Annotated in this window: 16 protein-coding genes; 5 read left to right on the forward strand and 11 right to left on the reverse strand. The window is 56.1% G+C overall.

All coding sequences use genetic code 11. From position 1 onward, the window contains the following. Positions 1 to 102: 102 nt before the first annotated feature. From HFD95_RS20255 to proB, 8 genes are all read right to left on the reverse strand, one after another. Positions 103 to 1,857 (reverse strand): glycosyl hydrolase family 28-related protein, encoded by a 1,755-nt coding sequence (locus HFD95_RS20255; protein WP_010671164.1) that lies wholly within the window; start codon positions 1,855 to 1,857, stop codon positions 103 to 105. Between the two features lie 203 nt (positions 1,858 to 2,060). Next, positions 2,061 to 2,354 (reverse strand): hypothetical protein, encoded by a 294-nt coding sequence (locus HFD95_RS20260; protein ID WP_033766602.1) that lies wholly within the window; start codon positions 2,352 to 2,354, stop codon positions 2,061 to 2,063. Continuing rightward, positions 2,351 to 2,698 (reverse strand): hypothetical protein, encoded by a 348-nt coding sequence (locus tag HFD95_RS20265; protein WP_010255205.1) that lies wholly within the window; start codon positions 2,696 to 2,698, stop codon positions 2,351 to 2,353. Before HFD95_RS20265 ends, HFD95_RS20260 begins: the two co-directional genes overlap by 4 nt. Next, positions 2,695 to 3,162, reverse strand: a complete 468-nt coding sequence (locus HFD95_RS20270; protein ID WP_010255203.1) for a glycoside hydrolase family protein — start codon at positions 3,160 to 3,162, stop codon at positions 2,695 to 2,697. The genes HFD95_RS20265 and HFD95_RS20270 overlap by 4 nt, the downstream gene beginning before the upstream one ends. A gap of 204 nt (positions 3,163 to 3,366) precedes the next feature. Then, positions 3,367 to 3,645: a hypothetical protein gene (locus tag HFD95_RS22330; RefSeq protein WP_071785064.1), complete on the reverse strand. Its 279-nt coding sequence runs from the start codon at positions 3,643 to 3,645 to the stop codon at positions 3,367 to 3,369. A 423-nt stretch (positions 3,646 to 4,068) separates the two neighbouring features. Beyond that, a complete protein-coding gene (locus tag HFD95_RS20280) occupies positions 4,069 to 4,800 on the reverse strand; it encodes a S24 family peptidase (protein ID WP_010255201.1) in 732 nt (243 codons plus the stop codon). Between the two features lie 360 nt (positions 4,801 to 5,160). Then, on the reverse strand, positions 5,161 to 6,414 hold the full coding sequence (gene proA / locus HFD95_RS20285; protein WP_033766601.1) for a glutamate-5-semialdehyde dehydrogenase: 1,254 nt from the start codon (positions 6,412 to 6,414) through the stop codon (positions 5,161 to 5,163). A gap of 10 nt (positions 6,415 to 6,424) precedes the next feature. After that, positions 6,425 to 7,528: a glutamate 5-kinase gene (gene proB / locus HFD95_RS20290; RefSeq protein ID WP_010255198.1), complete on the reverse strand. Its 1,104-nt coding sequence runs from the start codon at positions 7,526 to 7,528 to the stop codon at positions 6,425 to 6,427. Between the two features lie 238 nt (positions 7,529 to 7,766). On the opposite strand from proB, the gene ompC reads away from it, so the two are divergent. Continuing rightward, entirely contained in the window at positions 7,767 to 8,879 is a 1,113-nt protein-coding gene (gene ompC, locus HFD95_RS20295; RefSeq protein ID WP_010255197.1) for a porin OmpC, read from the forward strand. Between the two features lie 411 nt (positions 8,880 to 9,290). On the opposite strand, the gene crl is transcribed toward ompC, so the two are convergent. The 3 genes from crl to gpt form a co-directional block, all read right to left on the reverse strand. After that, on the reverse strand, positions 9,291 to 9,692 hold the full coding sequence (crl, locus tag HFD95_RS20300; protein WP_003851176.1) for a sigma factor-binding protein Crl: 402 nt from the start codon (positions 9,690 to 9,692) through the stop codon (positions 9,291 to 9,293). 132 nt (positions 9,693 to 9,824) lie between these two features. Beyond that, positions 9,825 to 11,072: an esterase FrsA gene (gene frsA, locus HFD95_RS20305; protein WP_010255196.1), complete on the reverse strand. Its 1,248-nt coding sequence runs from the start codon at positions 11,070 to 11,072 to the stop codon at positions 9,825 to 9,827. 116 nt (positions 11,073 to 11,188) lie between these two features. Continuing rightward, positions 11,189 to 11,647: a xanthine phosphoribosyltransferase gene (gene gpt, locus HFD95_RS20310; protein ID WP_009091894.1), complete on the reverse strand. Its 459-nt coding sequence runs from the start codon at positions 11,645 to 11,647 to the stop codon at positions 11,189 to 11,191. 254 nt (positions 11,648 to 11,901) lie between these two features. Here gpt and pepD point away from each other — a divergent pair, with 254 nt between their 5' ends. The 4 genes from pepD to HFD95_RS20330 all read left to right on the forward strand — a co-directional run bounded on the left by pepD (position 11,902) and on the right by HFD95_RS20330 (position 17,216). Next, entirely contained in the window at positions 11,902 to 13,359 is a 1,458-nt protein-coding gene (gene pepD / locus HFD95_RS20315; RefSeq protein ID WP_010671162.1) for a beta-Ala-His dipeptidase, read from the forward strand. Positions 13,360 to 13,619: 260 nt separating this feature from the next. Then, positions 13,620 to 15,125, forward strand: a complete 1,506-nt coding sequence (locus tag HFD95_RS20320; protein WP_167430653.1) for a sugar ABC transporter ATP-binding protein — start codon at positions 13,620 to 13,622, stop codon at positions 15,123 to 15,125. Next, positions 15,122 to 16,123, forward strand: coding sequence for an ABC transporter permease (locus tag HFD95_RS20325; protein ID WP_167430654.1), 1,002 nt, complete (start codon positions 15,122 to 15,124; stop codon positions 16,121 to 16,123). Before HFD95_RS20320 ends, HFD95_RS20325 begins: the two co-directional genes overlap by 4 nt. Before the next feature lie 25 nt (positions 16,124 to 16,148). Next, positions 16,149 to 17,216: a sugar ABC transporter substrate-binding protein gene (locus HFD95_RS20330; protein WP_010255186.1), complete on the forward strand. Its 1,068-nt coding sequence runs from the start codon at positions 16,149 to 16,151 to the stop codon at positions 17,214 to 17,216. Positions 17,217 to 17,243: the final 27 nt, after the last annotated feature.

Here is a 17,243-nt window from a genome sequence, read left to right on the forward strand (position 1 = left end):
TCACAGTGCAGCGGTGACTTTTCTGGCGACGTAAAAAGAAGCGGAGATAATGTCAGATCAAAAAAGGGCGAGGCCGGAGCCTCGCCCAAAACATGCCGATCATCAATCGTAGTAAGGAACCTTACGGTCAACGCCGTTGATATTGATCAGCACAAAACCGGTCGGAGCGGTCTTATTGGTCGGCGTACCCGCAGCAGTAGCCAGCGTAACCACCCCTTTTTCGTTGGCCCCGATGCCCGCCAGCCCGTTGTGCATGCCAAAACGTGCAGCGGGTTTCAGGTTGCTGATTTTGGTGATGTCCGTAACCACCGACATATCAGCCTGGAACAGCGAGCAGGAACCGGTATCGAAGCGGGTCGGACCGGTCGTCTTCAGGTTGAACATGGTCTCGCCGCTGTTCGCTCTCAGCTTGACCCAGATTACGGCATAGGTAGTCCCTACCCGGCCATAACGAATGTCCAGCACGGAAGGCTGACCCATATGGTAAGCATCGGCCCAGACCGTCTCCAGTCGCTGGAGGTTGATCAGGGTTTTACCGGTGCCCACCACATTAACCGGCGAACCGGCGGTGCCGGAGGGCGTGGTCGCATCCGCTTTCCCGATCAGCTCCATTACCCATTGCTGGTTAGGCGCCGGGAAATAGAGCTGCCCCAGCCGATACCAGTTGTCGGTATCGGTGTTGTTCACCACTTTATAGCCGCTGTAGTAGCCGGCACGCAGCGAACCGGTCATGAACGTGCCGTAGTTCTCATCCCGACGATAGCCATATTCGAAGGTCGATAACCACTTACTTCCGGCCAGATCATTGGTGATTTTCGCCCCCGCCTGCAGGTTGATATGACGCATCACCACGCGGGCATTATTGAGATTGAGCGGCGTGCCGCAATCTTCAATGTTGAGCGTTTCGATGTTCCAGCCGCCATCCGACAGATCTCCTGGGTTAGTCGTGTGCTCAATCCAGACGTTACGCATGAGCCCCTGTGTGACGCGTGGCATATAGAGCGTCGCGTCGCCATAGCCTGACTGGAAGTTGGCATTACACAGCTCAATGGCGGTTGAGTGGTCCCAGTTCCCCTTCGGTGTGTTTGACCAGCCGACATCAAACACCCGTGAAAAGGTATTGGAGCTGTAAATCTGATCGAACTTACTGTCGAGCGTATCCTGCAGCTTAAAGACGGTTCCCCCGGTACTTTGCGCCTTGAAGCAGAAGATATTGACGATCTGGCCTCCGACAATGGTATTTTCAAAGAACGGCTGCGTGTTACTGCACTGTTCAGGCGTGACGGTGACTTTGGCCGCGGTGTCGACAGTCCCGGCGTTAGCCTGTCCATGCCAGCAGATGCCTTTAATGACGATTCGACGCGCATTAACCTTAAACACGGTATTCGCGCTTTTATCAGAAACAATGGTGGTGCGCGGTGCCGAGCCGAGCTCGATATCATCGCCTGCCAGACCAAAAAACGACAACTCCGTATCGCTGATATCGATGGGTGAAATCAGGAAGCGGCCCCCCGGAAAACGCACCGGAATCGCTTTCGCATAGGCGTTGTAAGACTGTGTCCATGCCAGCATCCGCTTAAAGGCTTCAGTGTCATCGGTCACGCCATCCCCTTTCGCGCCAAAGTGCAGAATGTTCACTTCGGCGGGATCGTTGATGGTGCGCTTCCAGTAGAAACCGTTACCCACCGCCACCGTACCGCCATCATCTTTCAGCGGAGTGGTGCTGAGGAAACCGACAAAGTCTGCGCCGCCACGGAAGCTGGAGTCCTTATCGTAATAGCGTTTAAGGCTCGCGACTTCACCTGATTTTGGTGGAACAGTGGTACGCAGTTCAGCAAAAGAGTTAACTTCGATCATAGAATCCTCCTCAGGATCATAGAGATATCGCGCTGAAATCAGCGCACTACTTAGCCGCAGCCGGATGGCCGCAAAGGGAGTCCCACATGTCGTTGTGGGTGTTGATGGCGCGCACCGTACGAACGTCCATTTTTTGCGCGTCATCGCCGTAGGTATAAAGAGGGGAAAAAAGTACGCAGGCAGAGTCGGTGATCGCCACCGGCTCAGGGTTTGTGGTATTTCGACTGCTGCAGCTTGTCGCGAGCAGCAGCGTCATCAAGGCTATGGTTGTCAGTCGCCACACGGTTAGCCTCCTCGCGGTTATGTTGTTGCTGTTGCGCCACCGCGGTGACGCGGGACGCCTCCTGTTGCGCGTTATCGACGTCAGAACGCGCTTTTTGCTGCACTTTGCCGATTTTCTTGCCGCCGAAATAACTGGCGGCCAGTGCCGCAATGACGCCAGCCAGCGCGGCAAGCCAGTGCCAGCTGCCGCCCAGTAAGGTGGTAATCAGAGTCATGGCTTCGCTCCTTCAGACTGCTCCTTCGCATTGAGCAGGTTTTTCTGACGAACAAATTGTGCAATCACCCCCATCGCCACCATGAAGGCGCCCACCAGCCCGAGGTAGTTGTGCGGCAGAATCGCTTTAACGTCTTCGGGCAGTGCACTCCAGGCATCAACCGCGGCAGAAGGAAACGACTGCGCCCAGGCGCTGAGCATGGAACCCAGCGACGCAAGCCAGACAGACCAGGTTTTGAAAAGCAGACGGGCATGAGAGACAAACTGCAGGGTGGTAAAGCGCTGCAGCAGCAGCAGAATGATGATTGCCGTCAGCACGGCGGTGAGAAACATGAGCCATCTCATAGCAACCCCCTGTAAACCGCATAGGTTCCGCTGCGCATCATCTCCGCGTGACGTCTGGCGCGGCCCGGCGTCTGACGGGCCCAGAGGCTGTTCATCATCGCGTCAGCCGCATCATTAAACTGTTCAGCCACGATCGCGCTGAGCATGTTTTTGAACTGCAGGACGCCCTCGACGCCCAGCTGATAAGCCATGCTCAGCAGCACGTCGGTGCGGGCGTCGTTGCACTTCGCCAGCGCATTACGCAGCAGCTCCCTGCCCTGCATCTCCTGAATTTTGTTTTCAAGAATGCACTGCTTCCAGACATCACCGACGCGCCGTGGCACGCGGAAAGCGTAATTACTCAGAGACGCCCCCTTGGGTCCAATGCGAATGCCGCCGGCCACCGTGGGAAAGCCCAGCGTGTCGAGATAGGGCGTGTCGACATACCCCTCTTCAAAATTCAGTACTGCGATTATCTGGCTCATAACGACTCCTCAATGACGGGTTAAAGCAACTCAGCCTTGTGAAAAGAAATACATAACGCTCGCTGATCATTGCTCAGCACGGCGCAGCAGAAGGCCTTACTGACCCTGCAGCAAAACTGAACAGTAATTCAGCAAATTGCGCCCAGTGAGAACTGGAGAAAGCGAAGAGTTAGCCGGAACGGAAAAATGCGTTTTCTGCGCGTTTCAGCTCACGGCGTAGAGATGAACGTGCGGAAGACAGCAATTGTCGAAACTGGGTGTTTCCTGACTGGTGACGCGGGGTGCAGTAATTGCGCGGTCAACGCGCGGGGCGACCTGACGCTGGCAGATTTGCTCTGCACGTCTCAGGGTGGGTGTTTCAGTTGGGAAGTTCAGGGCCTCGTCGATGCTCTGTGTCAGGCTGCTGAGAGGTTGGCGCCGCCGGTGGCGACGAGTACGTGCGTTGCCTATAAAAACGCTTTTGCCATAGTGAATTATCGCCATAACTCCTCCTGTGAATGAGTCTTTGGCGATGGGGTGGCAGGCGCGAGCTTTCGGCGAACCGAACGGGCCCGAATGTCGCGTATCACGGTCGCACGCTTGCCGCCCGGCTGCATCAGCAGTCAGGTGGAAAGTAAGCGAGGGGAAATAAACGGCATCTGACGACGCTGCATTTTGCGCATCCACCCCATCCCAAAGTTCACTAACTTTGTGGTGGTATGATTCGCGCTTGTGCAGCGCCTCAATTGTTTAAGAGCGGCTCGTCCCTGAAAGAACTGCTTCGTTCATCCATATCCAAATTATTAACAGGTTCTTATGCTTTATCAAACACTGTTGGTTAATTTTTTATTTACCGCTGGTTAAATTTATGAATTTATGCCGATTATTTTTTTTTCAGCCTTCCTGAAAAAACCGGCAGAAGTGGCCTTAACCGAGGATTTGATAATGTCGCGCCTGGCTCATGATCACTTTGGCCAGTACCTTCAGGCTGGTGACGTCATCATGATTGAGATACCAGGTTTCATAACGCTTATTATCTGATATTACAGCGATTTTCTTATGCTGCAGCTGCAGGCGCTTGAGATAGAGCTGCTCATCGAGGGTGAAAATATAGATGCCGTCGCCGTCGAACATCCGCACGCTGATATCCACAAACAGCTGATCGCGCGGCGCAAAGGTGTCAGCCATGGAGTCACTGTTGATAGCGATTAACCGGATGTTTTCCGCCGGGCGCCCGTTGAACAGCACCCGCGCCTCATCCAGACCATATTCGATCGCCTGGATAGTCTCGACAAACTCATCACGCGCGGGCAGGCCTGCAGCACTTCGCTGACCAATGTCGAGGCTATCAATCCGAAACACATTCTTCTGACCGGTGAGCGCACTTAGCGTCACCGGTTCAGCAGGTTGTTCCATACCGTATTGCAGCCACTCAACCCTGACGCCCAGCAGCTGGCTGAGAGCCAGTAAATTGCCGCCATCCGGCACTGACTGCGCGTTAAACCACTTCCACACTCCCGGCGTTGAAATCTTACAGCCTTGCTGCTGCAGAGCCCTGGCAACCTGTTTGTTTCGTCCATGTCCGGCAATGCCGGCACTCTCACAGGCCGCTATCAGCCTGGCGGTGAAAGCTTGTCTTGTACTTTCTTTTTTAACCATTAGTTAATAATCAGCCATAGAAGAGATACTGGATGTTATTTTCATTATTGCTACCAGTTCATTTTATATTACCGCTCGTTTACTACCTAACCGCTTTATCAAGCATTCCTGATAATCATTATCCGCTTCAGCCCGCGGCTGGACAAAAAATATTGCCTCAGGCCGCGTACAGCCCCGGCTTTCAGGAATGTTCCGTAAAAAATTGCGTGAATATCAGCCAGAATAATGGCTAGTAGTGACGAGACCGGAACGGAAATTAAGCTGATGCGCAGAAAACTCTATCTTTCACTGGACCGGAAAATGGAGCTAAAAAAAACGGGAGTCTCTGAAAGACTCCCGCTTTGTTAAAAATTATGGCAGTTATGGCCGGAGCGTATCGTCGCCCCATGCTATCCATTTATAGGTCGTCAGCGCCTCTAATCCCATCGGACCACGGGCATGCAGTTTCTGTGTACTGACCGCCACTTCGGCACCCAGGCCAAACTGTCCGCCATCGGTGAAGCGGGTGCTTGCGTTGACATAGACCGCTGAGGAGTCGACCTGACGGACAAAACGCGCGGCGTTGCGGGTATTACGGGTCAGGATGGCATCCGAGTGCTGCGTGCCGTGCGTACGGATGTGATCGATCGCCTCATCCATATCCGCCACTAATTTGACGTTAAGATCCAGCGACAGCCACTCATCATTGTACTGCTGCGGATTCACCTGCGTGACCGATGCCGGGCCTTGCTGCAGTTGCGCCAGCACGTTGCTGTCAGCATGCAACGCGATCGCTTCCTGTGCCATACGCGCGCTGAAGGCGGGCAGGAAACGATCAGCAATCGCCTGATCCACCAGCAGCGTCTCCAGTGAGTTACAGGCGCTGGGACGCTGTTTCTTGGCGTTGACGATCAGATCAAGTGCCGGTTCGATCTCCATCGTCTCATCAATGTAGATGTGACAGACGCCGATGCCGCCGGTGATCACCGGAATAGTCGAATTTTCCCGGCACAGCTTATGCAGCCCGGCTCCGCCACGCGGGATCAGCATATCGACGTAGCGATCCAGCTTCAGTAGCTGATTCACCAGCTCGCGATCCGGATTTTCGATCGCCTGAACGATCGCCGCAGGCAGACCGTGCTGTTTGAGCGCGTTCTGGATCACTCGTACCGTGGCCGCATTGGTGCGCCAGGTCTCTTTACCGCCGCGCAGAATGGCGGCGTTGCCGGTTTTCAGGCACAGAGTGGCGACGTCCACCGTGACATTGGGACGCGCCTCGTAGATTACGGCCACCACGCCCAGCGGCACGCGACGACGCTCAATGCGCAGCCCGCTGTCGAGCTGACCGCCGTCAATTAGCTGTCCAACCGGATCGGCCAGCTGGCAGACCTGGCGCACATCGCTGGCGATGCTGCCGAGGCGTTGCGGATTGAGTGTCAGCCGGTCCAACAGCGCGGCGCTCATACCGTTCTGACGCGCATCGGCTAAATCCAGCTCATTGGCCGCCAGAATGTCTGCGCTTTCCGCCTCCAGACGGTCGGCAATAGTCATCAGAACCTGATTTTTCTCTGCAGTCGACAGATCGGCCACGGTGTAAGCTGCGGCGCGCGCCGCTTTTCCCATCTCTTCTAGCATTGTCCGCTCCTTAACTGACGATCATGTCGTCGCGGTGAACCGCCACCGGGCCATATTCATAGCCCAGGATTTCGCTGATCTGCTGGCTGTGATGACCGGCAATCATCCGCATCGCGTCGCTGTTGTAGCGTGAAACACCATGCGCGATATCCCTGCCCTGCAAACTGCGGATACGGATCACTTCTCCACGCGAGAAATTCCCCTGGATAGCACGGATCCCTTTCGGTAGCAGCGAACTGCCGCGTTCAATAATTGCTGCTAGCGCACCATCATCGACGGTGAGTTCACCTGCCGGAGGCGCACCGAAAATCCAGCGTTTACGATTTTCCAGTGGCGATTGCTGCGCATGAAAGCGCGTACCGACCGGCTTGCCGTCAATAACATCGCTGATTACGCCGCTGCGGCTGCCTGAGGCGATGATCACATCGATACCGGCGCGGCAGGCGACATCCGCCGCCTGAAGCTTGGTCGACATGCCACCAGTGCCAAGACCCGATACGCTGTCGCCCGCCAGGGCACGCAACGCATCATCAATCACATGGACATCACTGATCAGCTCAGCCTCAGGATTGTTACGCGGATCGGCGGTGAACAGTCCCTGCTGGTCGGTCAGCAGCAGCAGCTTGTCGGCACCGCCGAGCATCGCCGCCAGCGCTGAGAGATTGTCGTTGTCACCCACTTTGATTTCAGCGGTGGCGACGGCATCGTTCTCATTGATCACCGGCACAATGTGGTTATCCAGCAGTGCGCGCAGCGTGTCGCGGGCATTCAGGAAGCGCTCGCGATCTTCCATGTCGGCACGGGTCAGCAACATCTGACCAATATGGATACCGTAGATTGAGAACAGCTGTTCCCACAGCTGAATCAGACGGCTCTGCCCCACCGCAGCCAGCAGCTGCTTTGAGGCGATGGTGGGTGGCAGTTCGGGGTAACCCAGATGTTCGCGTCCGGCGGCCATCGCGCCAGAGGTCACAATCACAATGCGGTGGCCCGCCGCGTGCTGCTGCGCACACTGACGAACCAGTTCCACCATGTGCGCCCGATTCAGCCGGCGGGAGCCGCCGGTGAGAACGCTGGTACCCAACTTGACCACTAAGGTCTGACTGCCACTCATATTTCCTGCCGTAGTGAAAAATTTTTACGAAAGGACGTTTTAACAGGAGTCGATAAGGAAGCCAACAGCCAGCAGGGGAAAAGCACGAATTTACGCGGACAAGGACGTAGACCAAAAGTTCAGGGTTAACAAGAAATCATGAAAAGTGTCATAAAAAGTTCATCGCCGACGGGTAAAAAGTCCGTGCTTTACAAAAACTTTCATTTTTTTACGGCGTTCACATTGGGATTGATAGCAAATGAAGAAAAGCACACTGGCCATGATCCTCTCCACGCTGACGCTGGCATCTGCCGCGCAGGCTGCCGAAATCTATAACAAAGATGGCAACAAACTGGACTTATACGGCAAAGTTAAAGCTGAGCACTACATCAGCGATAATGCCAGCCAGGATGGAGACAAGTCCTATACCCGTATCGGTTTTAAGGGTCAGACACAGATTAACGACCTGATGACCGGTTATGGTCAGTGGGAATATCAGTACAACGTCAATAACTCCGAAGGCAGCGACGCCAACAATGGCAACAAAACCCGCCTTGGGTTTGCCGGTCTGAAATTCTCGCAGTATGGTTCGGTCGATTACGGTCGTAACTACGGTGTGCTGTATGACGTTGAGGCCTGGACCGACGTGTTCCCGGAATTCGGCGGTGACGGTACAGCCCGTTCTGATAACTTTATGACTCAGCGCGCTACCGGTGTGGCGACTTACCGTAACAACAACTTCTTTGGTCTGGTCGATGGGCTGAAGTTTGCGTTGCAGTATCAGGGTAAAAACGACGCCACCAGCGCCAACACCCGCACCGACATTAACCGTCAGAATGGCGACGGCTACGGTGCCTCACTGGGCTATGCCCTGGGTGATTCCGGTGTGAGCCTGATGAGTGCCATCACCTCTTCTGACCGTACCAACCAGCAGCAGGCACGTGCCTATGGCGGCGGTGACCGTGCGGATTCCTGGGGCGCAGGCGTGAAGTATGATGCCAACAGCGTCTACCTGGCGGCCATCTATACCGATACCCGCAACATGACACCAATCAGCGGCACCAACCGTAACACCGGTGCTACCGTCGCGGGCGCAGCCAACAAAGCGCAGAACATCGAACTGGTGGCGCAGTATCAGTTTGATTTCGGCCTGCGTCCTTCTATTGGCTATGTACAGACCAAAGGCAAAGATATCGAAAACGGTATCGGCGATGCGGATCTGGTGAAATATATCGACGTGGGCGCGACCTACTACTTCAACAAAAATATGTCCGCCTTCGTTGATTACAAAATCAACCAGCTGGATGATGACAACGCGCTGTCGATTAACAACGATGACGTGGTCGCGATGGGTGTGACTTACCAGTTCTGATTTCAGGCTAATGCCGCACAGCATAAGCTACAGAATGTGTGAGCATGAAAAAGGGCACGTTTTTCAACGCGCCCTTTGCTTGTTAACAGCATCTGGCCCGCTCTGCTATGAGATCGAGCTGGCGCAGGGAACACGGTCAGATCGGAAAGACGCAAAATCCGTCATCCCTGACACGCTCGGCCCGCGCGATTACGCACCTCATCCCTGAGGTGCGCCCGTTGCCGGGCCAACGCTTTGCGTTGTTCAAAAACGCTCCCGGCGTTTTTGTCCCTGGCGCGGGACGCTTTCCTCTTCTGCCCGTGTTCCCTGCGTGTTGAGCTTATTCGTTGCTGCCAGATTCACCCTACTTGAGATTTGTCAGCAGTTTGTGGGCAAACGTTTTAACTCACCCTTTAATCTCTAAACACCCAATCAGGCGCTCAGCTTAACCGGTTTCTCATCGAAATCGCTGGCCGGAATCAGATCCAGCTCGAACTCTTTCAGCATCGCTTTCAGACGGGTATGGAAATTCCGTAAGGTCTCTTCCACGCGCGCCGTATTCTCTTTGCCTTTGATGGTTGCCACCGACCAGTCACCCTCTTTATCGAACAGACCGATATGGTAGACATAGGTAAAGTGGTCAGCCTGCGCTTCCAGCTCCATCCACCAGCCCCAGAACTCACGCAGTTCCGGTGCCGGTTTCACATTAACGCAGGCAGCCAGGCAGTCGAAAAAGAACCGGGTTTCGCCACATTTCCCATCGCGAATATAAGGCCCAAGCTCCGTAAAGCGCTTAAGCAGGCGACTGCGGGGATGACCACTTGGTAACGTCATGCTGAATCTCCATAGATTTTGACCGCTATACAGCCTTGATTTTCCGGACGGCCAGGGGATGTCATGTTTCGCTTAACGGCAGCCCGGAAGAATTCCGCTACTAGTTGTAGCAAATACTGTAAATTTTGCCAGTTACCTTTTTAAACGCTTCTCCAGCCAGTCGCAAATTTCATTCAGCGCCTTGTCGAAACTGGCCATCATCGGCTTCACCGGAATCAGCAACGCTTTGCCATCTGACGAAGAGTTAGCGATCAGCTTGCTCTCCTCTTCCGGGCTGAAAAGATCGTTTTGCCAGTAGCCCGACAGCATGGGTGTCGGCGTCCGGCGGCCCAGCAATCCCTGAGTTTTCAGCGAATATCGATTGAGTTCGGTACGCAGCGCACTGTCAGAAGCGGTTGCCATGCCCAGCCGGCTCGCCAGCATATCCATATACATATCCGGGATCTCATCCTGCAACGCTGTCTGCGTCAGCAGCGCATGCACAATCGGGCCAAGACAGGCGACCCCACGCAGCCGCTGCGATTCCAGATAGGCCAGTCGTACGGCCACGTTAGCGCCAAAGCGATAACCAAACGCCGCCACGCGGGTATGGTCGATCCAGGGCACGTTTTTCAGATCGCGCAGCACCTGCTGATGCAGAAAGCTGGTGTCCTGACTCAGCGTCCATTTCACCGAGTTGCCTACCGACGGCACATCAATGGTCAGCATGGCGATGCCGCGCGGTGCAAGGTAATCATGGAACAGGCGATAGTGATCGCTCTGTAATGAGTCGAGCGCACCACAGAACAGCACGGTGGGATAAGGCGCTTCAACGTCAGGCGGCATGTGCAGAAAGCCGTTAACCGGGCTGCCACCCTGAATGGCGAACGTCAGCGGTTTCAGCTCGCCCGGCAGGCGTTGAGTCGCCTCTTCATAGGCGCGGTTCGCCAGCGTCTGCGCCTGGTCGGCCAGCTCATCCCCTTTTATATAGGGATAGGCCGCAACGCTGTAGAGATGCGCCGCGTGCAGCCAGTAGTCGCCCGCCTCGCTGTCGTCGGTGGCCTCCAGCGCTTTCTGCTGCCAGATACCCGCCTGTTTACACCATTCGAAATGCCAGTTGCCGCCGCGAAAACCGATTACAGTGTCGAGCAGCGTCTCATCCGTATGTTCAACATTGCTGATGGCAATCCGAGCCAGCACTTCGCTGATCTCCTGCGGCGTCAGGCCACGCCATGTCCACATCAGCTTATTCAGCATACGATACCAGCCACGCTGGCTGTCACCATCCAGGGCTGAGTGGACATCCGAAGTAGCATGATGGTGGCGGCGAACCAGGGTTGAGGTTTCAGGATGTTTAAAGCGCGGTTTGAACAACTCCTCGCTGAGATTTTTGCTCGACATACTCACTTCTCCTGCAACAGAAACGGCGATGGCTAAGTGTACTGTACGGCAATTCGGGGTGCGAGGCACAGAAAGCACAACGCCCGGAAAACCGGGCGTTGTCTGATGCATATCAATCAGCTTTTAACAATCGGCGGGATGTAGACCACACCCATATCCCACGGCTGCTCGATCCAGGTATCCTGCGGAATATCGACAATATAATCATCAACCAGTGAGCGACCGGCCGGTTTAGCGAAAATGGTGCAGAAACGCGCTTTCGGGTACATCTCGCGAATCGCCTGGGCGGTGCCGCCGGTATCCACCAGGTCATCGATCACGATAAAGCCTTCACCGTCGCCTTCTGCGCGCTTCAGAACTTTCATTTCGCGCTGATGATCGTGGTCATAGCTGGAGATGCAGACGGTATCGACGTAGCGGATACCCAGTTCACGTGCCAGCAGCGAAGCCGGTACCAGACCGCCGCGGCTCACCGCGATAATGCCTTTCCACTGTTCAACAGGAAGCAGGCGCTGGGCCAGTTTACGGGCATGAATCTGAAGCATGTCCCAGGTAACGACGTATTTTTCGCTCATAGAATAGAAATCCCAGCCAACCGAGGTGGCGTAAAAATGTGCAACGGGGAAAAGGTTGCGCGAGATTATAAGGAGTTGACGCACTAAAAACCAGCACCCGCGCACTGGTTGCGGCTTTTTAGCGCGTCTGAGAGCGCACCCGGTAGAAAACAGTGATATTCTCGGGCCTGGCTCGTCAGATTCTCTGACGGCGATTTTTCACTGGAAACTCGCGATGTCCGGCCTCGCCGGTACACTGACACAGGAGACCTGTCGTGTCTGAATTGTCTCAACTCTCTCCACAGCCGCTGTGGGATATTTTCGCTAAGATCTGCTCTATTCCCCATCCCTCTTTTCACGAAGAAGCGCTGGCGAGTTACATCGTCGGCTGGGCCAAAGAGCAAGGCTTCTGGTGTGAGCGCGATCAGGTCGGCAACATTCTGATTCGTAAGCCCGCCACCGCAGGCATGGAAAACCGTACCCCGGTTGCGCTGCAGGCGCATCTGGATATGGTGCCGCAGAAAAATAATGACACCGTTCATGACTTCACCAAAGATCCGATTCAGCCCTGGGTTGACGGCGAGTGGGTGAAAGCGCGCGGCACCACGCTGGGCGCGGACAACGGCATCGGTATGGCTTCTGCGCTGGCAGTACTGGCTGACAACAGCCTGACGCATGGCCCGCTGGAAGTGCTGCTGACCATGACTGAAGAGACCGGTATGGATGGCGCATTCGGTCTGCAACCCAACTGGCTGCAGGCAGAAATCCTGATCAACACCGACTCCGAAGAAGAAGGTGAGATCTACATGGGCTGCGCGGGCGGTATCGACTTCGTCACCACCCTGCCGCTGACCCGTGAAGCGGTGCCTGCTGAATTCCAGACCCTGAAGCTGACGCTGAAAGGCCTGCGTGGCGGTCACTCCGGTGCCGATATTCATATGGGCCTCGGCAACGCCAACAAACTGCTGGCGCGCTTCCTGGCGGCACACGCTGCTGAACTGGATCTGCGTCTGCTGGCCTTCAGCGGCGGTACGCTGCGCAACGCGATCCCGCGTGAAGCCTTCGCTACCGTGGCGGTCGAGAGCCACAAAGCGGATGCGCTGAAATCAGCGGCGGCGCACTTCCTGAGCGCCATCAAAAATGAGCACGGCATCAAAGAGCCGAACATCGCACTGGTCACAGAGCCGCTGGCGCATCAGGGTGATGCTCTGAACGCTGACAGCCGCGATCGCTTCCTGAACCTGCTCAACAGCATGCCAAACGGCGTGATCCGCAACTCCGACGTGGCGAAAGGCGTAGTAGAAACCTCACTGAATATCGGTGTGGTGACCATGGAAGCCGATCATGCAGAGATCAACTGCCTGATCCGTTCGCTGATCGACACCGGCCGCGATTATGTGGTGCAGATGCTGACCTCACTGGGCCAGCTGGCCGGTGCACAGACCAAAGCGAAAGGCGGCTACCCAGGCTGGCAGCCTGATGCGGACTCCGCCATTATGGCGCTGACCCGTCAGACCTATATCGCGCTGTTTGATAAGACCCCGAACATTCAGGTGATCCACGCCGGTCTGGAGTGTGGTCTGTTCAAAAAACCGTATCCGGAGATGGATATGGTATCGATTGGGCCGACCATCACCGGGCCGCACTCGCCGGATGAGCAGGTTCACATCGAAAGCGTTGGCCTTTACTGGAAACTGCTGACCACCCTGCTGAATGTGGTGCCAGAAAAGTAATTCTGTCACAAAAAAAGTAAACCAGGCTCCGGCCTGGTTTTTTTATGCCTGTGACTTTCCCCCAGCATAATTCGCTGCCTTTTCCGTCCTTTACCCCGTTATTCCGCCGCTTTCCCGCGCTTCGCTGGTCACAGCCGCCATTATGTCCAGATGTCTGGATGGCTAATAAGATTTCGTGCTAGCTTATGCGCTTTCGGCTGTTGCCGCGCCTGAAGGTTCAGGAAAAAATGCGGCCAGTGATTCTTCAGGAGAGTAATGACATGCCAGGGTTAAATTGCCTTGAGATGCGTAACATCTCCATCGCTTTTGGCGGGTTTGCCGCGCTATCGTCGGTGGATTTCCGCAGTGACGGCCATTCAGTACATGCTCTGACCGGCGCTAACGGCGCGGGCAAGTCAACGCTGATGGCGATCCTTTCCGGTGCGCACAGCCACTACAGCGGCGAGATCCTGCTGGATGGTGAGCCGGTCTCCATCTGTACGCCGCGTGATGCGAAACGGCTGGGTATCCATCTGGTTCAGCAGGAAGTGGACGTGGCGCTGGTGCCGCAGCTCAGCGTCGCGGAAAACATTCTGCTGGATCGGCTGGCAGAGCCTGGCCACCGCTATCGCTGGGGCGAGGTTCGGCGTCAGGCGCGGGCGCTGCTGGCTCAGCTCGACGTGGCGCTGGACGTTAACCGGCTGGTGGAGCGCTGTACCCTGGCTGAAAAGCAGCAAATTCTGCTGGCGCGCGCGCTGTCACACCACTGCCGCTTTCTGATTCTGGATGAACCCACCGCCCCGCTGGATCAGCATGAAAGTGAGCGGCTGTTTGCTGTGGTGCGTCGCCTGCAGGCCAGCGGCATCGGCGTGGTGTTTATCTCTCACCGCATCCATGAACTGAAAGCAATCTGTGACCAGCTGACGGTGCTGCGTGATGGCCGGTTGATCGAAACCGGCCCGATGGCGGCACTGAGCGGTGAGCAGATCGTGGAGAAGATGCTGGGGCATCAGCTCACCGATATCTTCCCGGCCCGTCGTGCGCAGCAGACTCAGCCGCTGCTGCTGGCGATTGACGGTCTTCATGATGAGCAACTGCTGCAGGATATCTCGCTACGATTGCACAAAGGGGAAATTCTGGGCATTGCAGGCCTGGCCGGTGCCGGTAAAACCGAACTCTGTAAGGCGCTGTTTGGTGCCAGCAAAAGCCGCGTCAGTCGCGGTGAACTGCATGGCCAGCCGTGGCAGCCCCGTTCGCCGCATGACTCCGTCAGTCGCCGCATGGCGCTGGTGCCGGAGGAGCGGCGCAAAGAGGGGATCTTTATTGATGAGTCGGTGGCAATGAACCTCAGCGTCAGCGCAGACGACAGCTTTTCGCGCTGGAGCCTGTTTGGCCATCGCCAGGCGTGGCGCTGGGCGGAGCAGGTTATCCAGCAGTTGCAGGTGCGCACCACCGGTCCGGCACAGACGCTGCGCCGTCTCTCCGGCGGCAATCAACAGAAAGTGGCGATAGGCAAATGGCTGCGCAACAACGCCGACGTGCTGATTTTCGATGAGCCGACGAAAGGCGTCGATATCAAAGCCAAAACCGAACTCTTCACCCTGATCGATAACCTGGCGCGCGAGGGGAAAGGCATCATTTACGCGTCGGGAGAGTTTTCTGAACTGGTCGGTTTATGCGACCGGATTTGCGTGCTCTGGGATGGACGCATTGTGGCCGAACTGGCTGCACGCGACGTCACCGAAGAGACGCTTTTGCTCTATTCCACCGGAGGAACCCCTGCGTGAGCAGCAAAGAAACCAGCCTGAATCTGACAGCCTCGCCGTGGCGTCACCAGTTGTTCGACTTTCTCTATAAATGGGGCATGTTGCTCACGGTGGTGATCCTGATCGCCGCCTTTGGTCTCGCCTCCGACAGCTTCCTTGAACCCAACAACATCATCAATATTCTGCGCTCAATTGCCATTGTCACGGTGATTGCGATCGGCGTCTCGATCTCGCTGACCGTTGGCGGCTTTGATCTGTCGGTCGGATCGACCGCCTCGCTGGCCAATGCGCTGGTGATTTCACTGTTTGTCTGGTACGGCTTCGGCACTACCACCGCCATCCTGCTCACCCTGGCGCTCTGCACCCTGGTCGGGCTGTTTAACGCCTTTCTGATTGTGATCCTGTGCATCCCCGACATGCTGGCAACGCTGGCGACACTGTTCGTGATTCAGGGTGTGGCGATGACCTACAGCTTTGGCGGATCGATCACCGAGAACATGGTGCTGCCGAGCGGTGATATGGCGGAAGGCACCATTCCGGCGGCGTTTGGCCTGCTCGGCCAGGTGCCCACCATCGTCATCATTATGCTGGTCGTCACCGTCGCCGCGCAGCTGGCGCTCTCACTGACTAAACATGGTCGCCGGATGTATGCGCTGGGCGGCAATCCGGAAGCGGCGCGCCTCTCCGGCATCCGCACCACCCGCTATCGGGTGCTGGCGTATGTGATCGCCTCACTGCTGGCCGGTCTGGGCGGCATTCTGCTCGCCTCGCGTATCGGCTCCTCGCAGGTGAACGCCGGTAGCGGCTACCTGATGGACGCGGTCGCGGCGGCGTGGATTGGCTTCTCACTGGCGGGCTCCGGCAAGCCGAATGCGCTGGGCACGCTGGTCGGTGCGGTGATCCTCGGCGTGCTGCAGAACGGTCTGGTGATGCTCTCTGTTCCCTATTACGCCATGGACATTATTAAAGGGCTGGTGCTGGCTTTAGCACTGGCGATCACCTATATCCAGCGCCGCTGAGGCGCGTTTACCGGAGTTGATAACAATGCAAAAAATAACACTCTCGCTGCTGGCCCTGAGCCTGCTGAACGCCAGCGCCGCCTTCGCGGATACCGTCACGCCGGTGCCTGCGGCTATCGCCAGTCATGATGGCCCGATCCGTATTGCGGTGATCCGCAATCTCGGCTCCGATGACAACACCACCCAGTTTGTTGCCGGTGCCATTCAGCAGGGTCGCCAGCTTGGCTTCAAGGTCAGCACCTTTCTCAGCAACGGCGACGATGCGCGCTTCCAGGATTTCGTGAATCAGGCGATCAGCCAGAAATATGACGGCATCGTGCTGTCGCACGGTAAAGCGCCCTACGCCAGCGGACTGGTGAAGCGCATTGCCGATGCAGGCATTAAGCTGTCGGTGTTTGATACGCCGGTGGATAGCCCGATCCCGGGCGTCACCGTCACCGCGCAGGATGACGCTTCACTGGCGCAGTTGTCGCTGGGCCAGCTCATCCATGATTTCAACGGCAAGGCGAACATCGTCAAGCTATGGGTTGCCGGTTTCCCGCCGATGGAACGTCGTCAGGTGGTGTATGAAAAACTGCTGAAAGAGAATCCGGGCATTCATCAGCTTGAGTCGATTGGTGCGGTTTCAACTGACGTTCAGGGCGACACCGCCAATAAAATTGGCGCGATTCTGGCGAAATACCCGAAAGGCAAAATCGACGCCATCTGGGGTGCCTGGGACGCCTTCAGCCAGGGCGCTTACAAAGCGCTGCAGGAGAATGGCCGTACCGAGATCAAGCTCTATAGCATTGATGTCTCGAACCAGGATTTGCAGCTGATGCGCGAGAAAAACAGCCCGTGGGTGCAGACGGTAGCGGTGGATCCTAAAACTATTGGCGCGGTGAATATGCGTCTGGTGGCGAAGAAAATTGCCGGTGAAGAGACGCCAGCGACTTATCAGTTTAAAGCGGCATCGATCTCTCAGCAGCAGCTTAACAGCCAGCCTGGCGCGGTGAACGTCGCGTCACTGAACAAGATCATTCCGGGCTGGGGCAGCAATGAGGATTTCGTCGCACCGTGGTTTGCGACCCTGGCGGCGAAATATAAGAAGTAATCGGATGTCAGCCTTGCCGGTCGGTGA

This window comes from Pantoea sp. EKM10T (genome assembly GCF_011800685.1).
GTDB classification, from domain to species: Bacteria; Pseudomonadota; Gammaproteobacteria; order Enterobacterales; family Enterobacteriaceae; genus Pantoea; species Pantoea agglomerans.